The 6,894-nt window shown below is 65.0% G+C and carries 5 protein-coding genes and 1 pseudogene; 4 read left to right on the top strand and 2 right to left on the bottom strand.

The genetic code is table 11. The features are described 5' to 3' along the window. Nucleotides 1–401: hypothetical protein (locus tag RKP46_RS06120; protein WP_311105816.1), on the top strand; the 401-nt coding region annotated here is incomplete at its 5' end. A gap of 259 nt (nt 402–660) precedes the next feature. Here RKP46_RS06120 and RKP46_RS06115 read toward each other — a convergent pair. Both RKP46_RS06115 and prsT read right to left on the bottom strand, forming a co-directional pair. Continuing rightward, nucleotides 661–912, bottom strand: a pseudogene (locus tag RKP46_RS06115) (LysR family transcriptional regulator); the annotation flags it as partial. Between the two features lie 75 nt (nt 913–987). Then, entirely contained in the window at nt 988–3,747 is a 2,760-nt protein-coding gene (prsT, locus tag RKP46_RS06110) for an XrtA/PEP-CTERM system TPR-repeat protein PrsT (protein ID WP_311105815.1), read from the bottom strand. 373 nt (nt 3,748–4,120) lie between these two features. Between prsT and RKP46_RS06105 the strand changes: the two genes are divergently transcribed. The 3 genes from RKP46_RS06105 to RKP46_RS06095 all read left to right on the top strand — a co-directional run bounded on the left by RKP46_RS06105 (nt 4,121) and on the right by RKP46_RS06095 (nt 6,740). Beyond that, nucleotides 4,121–4,894: a hypothetical protein gene (locus tag RKP46_RS06105; RefSeq protein ID WP_311105814.1), complete on the top strand. Its 774-nt coding sequence runs from the start codon at nt 4,121–4,123 to the stop codon at nt 4,892–4,894. Nucleotides 4,895–5,571: 677 nt separating this feature from the next. Further along, nucleotides 5,572–6,363 (top strand): hypothetical protein, encoded by a 792-nt coding sequence (locus tag RKP46_RS06100; protein ID WP_311105813.1) that lies wholly within the window; start codon nt 5,572–5,574, stop codon nt 6,361–6,363. Continuing rightward, nucleotides 6,360–6,740 (top strand): hypothetical protein, encoded by a 381-nt coding sequence (locus tag RKP46_RS06095; protein WP_311105812.1) that lies wholly within the window; start codon nt 6,360–6,362, stop codon nt 6,738–6,740. The genes RKP46_RS06100 and RKP46_RS06095 overlap by 4 nt, the downstream gene beginning before the upstream one ends. The last annotated feature ends 154 nt before the right edge of the window (nt 6,741–6,894 follow it).

Here is a 6,894-nt window from a genome sequence, read left to right as displayed (position 1 = left end):
CGTCGCTCGACGCCGGCGCGACGCGCGTATTCGCCGCCATCGCGCACGACGAAGGGCTGCATTACGCCACTGGCGTCGCGCATTTCGACGCCAGCCGGCTGACCGGCGCCGAGCGTGCGTTCATCCGCACCGCACTTGCCGAGCTTTGCACACTGCTCGCCTGTGGACCACTCGCCGTTCTGCACGAAGTCGAGCGCTCGGCCGGCGGATTTTCGCCGGTGGAACGTGTACAGGCGTTCGCCGATCTGTCCGATCGATGCGCTTTGCACGAACGCCTCGAGCATCTGGCCCGCTTCGTCGCGCACCGCGGAATGGAAGCCGACGCGGCCTGGCTGCGCGAGCAGGGCTTGCTCGCGCCTTTGCCGACCGCCGCCAGTCTGCAGCTCTATGCGCCGCCCTGAGCGAGCGCTTTGCGGGTCGATCAACGCGTGCAGAGTCGCCGCCGGCCACCACTCGACCCTTGCTCGTGACTTGGCGATCAAGCCAGCACTCGTAAAGCCGCGGCAGACTGGACGCGATCACCATCTCGGCAAGGACCAGACTGACGCCGACGCGCCGCCAGTGACGCGCACCGCCAATCTTGCCAGGCAGCTCGGCGGCGAGTTCGCCGCTGGTCCCGATCAGACGTCGAGCGCAGGCAGGAAGGGTCTCACCTTCATCAGTCAGGCTCGGACCGTACGTGCTGCGGCGCAGCAGACGAACGCCGCCAACGCCCTCGAGCCGCCTCAGCGAACGACTGACCTGGCTGACCGGAACGTTGCGCTCGCGCGCCACCGCCGCCAGGGTTCCGCGCCGAGCTTGCGCGTGTGCACGACTTGGCGCGCCGGCTCGCGCATGCGCTGCGTCGGCCGGCGCTCGACGCCTGCGTCGGCGGTGGCATGCCGTCCACCCGCGCTGGGCAGCACAAGGCAATCGCCCTCCTTCCGCCCACCTTTGTCCCCGCCACCGGCTTCGCTGGCTGGCTGGCGGCCAGCAGCGGCCGCGGGATCACTGCAGGTCCTTCAACTCCGCGTCCGTCTTGCCGAGCCTGGCGACGACCTCGAGTTCGCGCTGTGCGCCGCTCTTGTCGCCCGACCGGGCCAGCGCGCGAGCCAGGTTGCGGCGGGCGTCGACCAGGTCCGGCGCGATCACGGTGGCCCGCCTGAGCACCTGGATGCCGCGCGCCAGTTCACCACGTTCGACGAGCAGCAGCCCGAGCGTGTCGAGCACCGCAGGGTCGTCGGGCGCCAGCCGCCACGCTTGCTGGGCGTAGTCGAGCGCACGCGTGTCGCCCAACACGCGCGCCGTCCACGCCAGATTATTGAACGTGCGAAAACTGTCCGGGAAGTCCCGCACGATTTCCTTGTAAAGCCGGAGCGCACGCGCATAGTCCTTGTCGCCCAAAGCGGAGTCGGCCAGGTAGCTGCGCACGACGAAGTCTTTCGGACGCCGCTGCTGCCATGCGACCAGCACGCCGGCGGCTTCCTGCTGCCGGCCCGCCCGGACGAGCGTCCGGTGTGCATCGATGACCAGTTGCGGATTCTGCGAACGCTCGATTCCGGTCTGCAGCACGCGCACCGCCTCCGGCCACTTGTTATTCTGAATCAGTACTTTGCTTTCCAGTGAATAGCCCATCGGAGCAAGCGGACTGGACTTCTGCAAGTCGCGCGCGGCGGCCAGAGCAGCCTCAGGTCGATTCGCCTCAAGCTCCATCGCAACGACGCGGATGATCGCCGGCTCGAAGCCTGAGCGCAAGCTCAAGGCCTTGTGCAGCGAAGCGGCGGCGGCATCCTTCGCGCCCCCCGCCAACTGGAAGTCGGCCAGGCGAACCAGCAGTTCCGGCGCACCGGGCACCACGGCGACAGCCTCGCCCTGCCGCATGGCCGCTACCTCGGGCTTGCCCGCCCGCAGGTAGAGTTCGGCCAACGCCGTAAGCAGGCGCGCGTTGCCCGGAATCGCCTTGACGGCTTCCTCGGCAACGTCCAAAGCAATGTCGAGGTCCTTGCGGCTGGCGTAGTACGCGGCAAGGGCTATCCTCGCCTCGACATGGTCCGGCGCGACGGCGACCGCCTTCTCGATGGTCGCGCGCACGTTGGCGCGCTCGGCCGGGGTTTCGTCGAGCCAGTTCGCGTAGAGCAGCAGAAGATCCACATCGTTCGGGCGGCGCGCGATCGCCTCGGTAAAGCGCTGGCGCACGCGCTCGGGCTTGCCATCGGCACGTTCCAGACGAGCCACCTCGCGCAGCGCTGCGACAACCTCCGGACCAAGCGTGATCGCCCTGTCGAAAGCGGCAAGCGCCTCAGACTTGCGCCCGGCAGCAACGAGAAGCTCGCCTTCGAGCAACGCGAAGCGTCCATCCGGCGGATGCCGCGCAGCCCGCGCGGCGAGAATCTGCAAGCCCTTGTCGAACTGCTTGCTGGCAATATAATGCCTGACCAGGAACAGATCGGCGGACGCGCTCGATTCGTCGGCCGCCGACGCCTGAAGCAGCACATTGACTCCCTGCTCGCGCTCGCCGGCGGCCATGTGCGCCAAACCAAGCCCCATGAGGACTTGCGCATCGGGCGCGGCGAGCGCCAGCGCTTTGGCAAACAGCGCTTTCGAGGTCTTCGCGTCGCCTGCCTGCAGATGCGCGGCGGCGGCCAGCTTGAGCACCGCCGACTGTTCCGGGGCACGCTTCAGCAAGTCCTGCGCGAGGCTCAAGGCCCTCTCCTTGCGCTGCGTCTTGAGCAACAGCGCGAGCAAGGCACGGCGCGCGGGAATGTTGTCCGGCTCCTTGCCAATCACCGCGTTCAGCTCGTTCTCGGCACGTTCGAACTCGCCCAGCTCGGCATGAATATTCGCCGCCAGCAAGACCGTCGGCAGAAAGCCGGGATCAGCCTTCAAGGCTTGCGCGACATGCTCGCGCGCTGCCCGCAGGTCCTTATCGTGCAGCGCGACCAGCGCATCCAGATGGGCCGTTCGCGCGTGCGCCGGAGCCACCGCGCGCAGACGCTCGAGCTGAACCCTGGCCTGCGCGATCTGGCCCGTCTGCCAGAGGAGGACACTCGCCGCGTACTGCGCGCCGACATCGGACGGCATGGCCAGAGCCAGCGTCTGCAGCGCCGAAATCGCCTGCGCGGAGTCGCCGCCGACGAGCGCAATGTTCGCTTTGGCGCGCAGCGCCTCAAGTGAATTCGGTTGCCCGGCGAGAACCTGGTTGATCGCCGACAAAGCTGCCTCATGCCTGTTCTCGGCCGCGCTGAGCATCGCCTGGACAATCGCCAGACGCGCGTCCGACGAAGCGCGTTCAGCCGCTTCTTGCACCAGCCGCCTGGCGCTCTCGATCTTGCCTTCGAGCAGATGGGCATGCGCCAGGCTCACCAGCATGTCCGTCTGCGCTTCGGACGAGCGCAACTGCGACCCGGCGAATTCAGTCAGCGCCCGCTTGCCGTCGCCACTCGCGACCAACGCCCTGGCCAGCAAGGGTTTGACCGTCTCCTGATCGGCGCCGATCTCGAGCGCTTGGCGCAGTTCCCTTTCGGCGCCCACCGGATTGCCGCTGTCGAGCAGAATCTGCCCCAACAGAACGCGCGCCTCACGGTAGCCAGGTTCGTGTTGCAGCAGACGACGCAGGCGTACGACCGCCGCCCCGGCATTGCCACTGGCCAACTCCGCACGGACGATTGAAATCGATTCCTGTTGATTATCGACACAGGCGCTCAAACACAGGACAAATGCCGCAGGTGCGCCAAAAAATGTCAAAAAACGGATAAACGGATTCTTCATGACTAGTCATTGTATGCCCTTGCGAGGCCGCGTCAAGGCTTCCTTTCCTACTGGTTTATCAGTGTAAAACATTACCCACAGTTGTTCTTCGGCGAATCGGCAGAGGGCTAGCATCAGCGTACGGATCAGACGTCCACTCCGCAATCAGCGAGCTTCGGCTTGCTGTCTTCGGGCATGGCTTTTTGCTGTTACTTCATTTGGCAAGGGTTATTCCAGCAAGCCGTAGCAGGCCTCTTTTCGGTGGCCGCACGAGAAGCAAACAGACCAGAGTGAGTTATTGGCCGGCACGCGCAATTGCTGTTAAAACACAGTCAGCAGCTTGCTCGACGGTCATGGCAATGTTTTGTGCGAAATGTTCTCCAGGAGAAAGCTTATGATTAATAAACGGATGGCTGCCGCCGCTTGCGGGGGTATTGCCGCACTGCTCGTCAGTACTGTCGCGCACGCCTCAGTATTCGTTGATTCGGCCAATTATGTCGGTAGCCGAGCAACCAGCGGGACAAGCGGCAGCGGTGGCGGGCTGCAGTGGAATCCAGCGGCGGGATTATGGAGCGATGGCGGTTTCAGCATCAGTTGGCAGATCACCCAAAGCGGCGCGGATTACACCTACAGATACACACTCGACACACCACTCAGCGGAAGTGCGCAATTGAGCCATTGGCTTCTCGAATTATCTCCGACTGACGCCAGTGGAAACTCGCTGGAAAACTATTGGGAAAGCGTGTTCGTCAGCAACACGCAAGGCAATTATTCCGATGTTGGAATCGGCCCGGTCGCCGCCGGCGATGTCGGCCCCGCGACCGGAGCGTCGAATGTGGGAATGCCGGGTGCGCTATGGGGGGTAAAGTTCACCCGCGACAGCAGCGTAACGCAGACCGTAGTCGAGTTCACCACCACTCAGGCGCCGGTCTGGGGTGACTTCTACGCTCGTGACGGAGGTGGGACCGGCGCCGGAACGATCTACGCCTACAACCTGGGTTTCGGAACCGATCCAACCGCCGGAGCGACCAATTTCCTCAACTGGATCGCCCGGCCCGACGGCGACAGTCGGCTGCCCGAACCCAACAGCCTGGCGCTGCTCTCGCTGATCCTGATCGGCTGGGGAAGCGCGGCCCTGCGCGCCCGGCACCAGAGGCGATCGAACTGAAGCGCCCAAAGCCAACGCCCTTCCCGAGCCACCCGGGCAAGTGACTTTGCCGGTGCAATCGTCCAGGGCGAATCGCGTGAGTACAGCGGCCGTCGTCGCGCCCGAGATGGCGCGGCGACGGCGCTCTCGCCGCCATCCACCAGCGAGGGGCGGGTCAACATCGCAGCCGTTGGCGGTAATCACTTCACCTTCTGGTGCCGGCCGCATGGCTGGCTGCGCTACAGCAAATCGCTGCGCACCGTAGTCACCACGCAGCCCACCTCGGGTGAAATCTTGCGCTGACTGAATCTCTGCTGGGTCAACACTGCAGACTCCGCATGCCCCCAGCGCGATCATCGGTGCCTGAAAACATCGCCGGTCTTCTCAAGTCGGCGGATCAACTTTCAATCGCTGCGCCCTATGCGTTTACTCCCGTTTCTGACACTCCTGGGCAAAGACAGGTTTCGGGCAAACCGCTCAAGTCGGCCAGCTCATGCGCCTGAACTGACGGCCCGCGACAGCAATTGACGTTCGCGCGATCAGCTCACTATACTCGCCGGCTTGCGCCCACAGCTCCGCCCGAACAGCATCGCGCTCGGCGAGCGGACAGCGCTACGGACGGAGCGGCAGGGATGAGTTGCAGCAGGAAGCGAGGATCGGAGTGCCAGACAACTGCGCCGCAATTTGTTGCCGAGGGCATGATGCACGGTGCGGCTTCATCGCGGCACGCGGTCGTCGGCGCCCAGGGTGAGAACGACGAACAAGCCGTACGTCAGGCGCTTGCCGTCGTTGAAGCGGAGGCGCAGACCTTTGCCTGGCGCTATCTGACCGACGCCAACGCCCGCCGCGCCTACGTCAAGGGCGTCAAGGCAATGTCCGAGGAAATCCTGCGCGACATTCGGCTTGGCGTCGTCAGTGCTGAAGAAGGTGCGATTTTCGCCAATCAGCTACGCAATGCGATCATGTTCGAGACGCGCAGAGCATCGACTGCGATCGGCCGCGCGAGCGCCTCGGCTGCCAAGAGCGCCGGCCAGACGTTGGACGAGGCGCTCGCCAGGGCGGTGCGCAAACTCTTTCCCGGCAAGACGTTTGCCGACCTCGCGGCAACCGAGAAGCGGGCCGTGTTCACAGAGATCGTCGAAGCATCCGGACGATCGAACCCGCAGGTGACGGCGCGCATTCCGCGCTGGACGCGCCTCGGGCGGAGCCTGATCGTGGTAACCGTGGCGATCTCCGCGATCAATATCTGGATGGCGGAGAACCGGGTCAGGCAGGGCCTGGAAGAAGGAGCGACGCTACTCGGCGGCGCGCTCGGCACGGCTGCAGCGAGCGCTAGCGCCGGCTTCGTGTGCGGCCCCGGCGCACCCGCCTGCGTGACCGTGCTGTTCCTGGTCGGCGCCGCAGCCGGGGCACTTATCGCTGGAACGGTGGCCGACATCGTGCTCGATCAGCGCGATATCGTTGACTGGCTGAGCGAACAGGCGCCATGAGCAGCGCCCAGCCCGAGATCAATCCGCATCGCTTTGCGGCATGGTGCGCGCTCTCGGAGCTGTTTCTCGACACCGCACTCGACGATGCCGACATCGCCGTCATCGCACGCCAGTTATCGGCGACGGGCATCGCTCTGCCAGAACTGGAGCGCATCTACGAAGACGAGGTCGCCCCGGTATGCTGGCGGAATCTGCGCGCTCCTGCCGGCGCAGCCTGGAGCGCCTTTGATCGCTCCTGGCTGGTGACGGAGATTGAGCGTCGGCGTTCGCTCAGCATGCTCGACCGAGTTCCGTTCTTGCACCGGCTGCGCATCCGGCGCTGGACGCGCGACTCGCGCGAAGACTGGCTGCGCGTCCAGCGCTTGCTCGCCGACTGAGGACGCGACCAGCGTGCGGGCGACGCCGCTGGAAGGGTGAAGCACACAGGATCGCGAACCGATCGGCCAGCCGTTCGTACACAACAGGGACAGACATCGTTTCTGTCGCTTCCCGGTCTACCGACGGCCTGCCTTTACGACAGATCATCGCTGG

The sequence above is a fragment of the Accumulibacter sp. genome (genome assembly GCF_031732815.1).
Taxonomy (GTDB): domain Bacteria; phylum Pseudomonadota; class Gammaproteobacteria; order Burkholderiales; family Rhodocyclaceae; genus Accumulibacter.
This window is presented reverse-complemented; position numbering and strand designations above follow the sequence as displayed.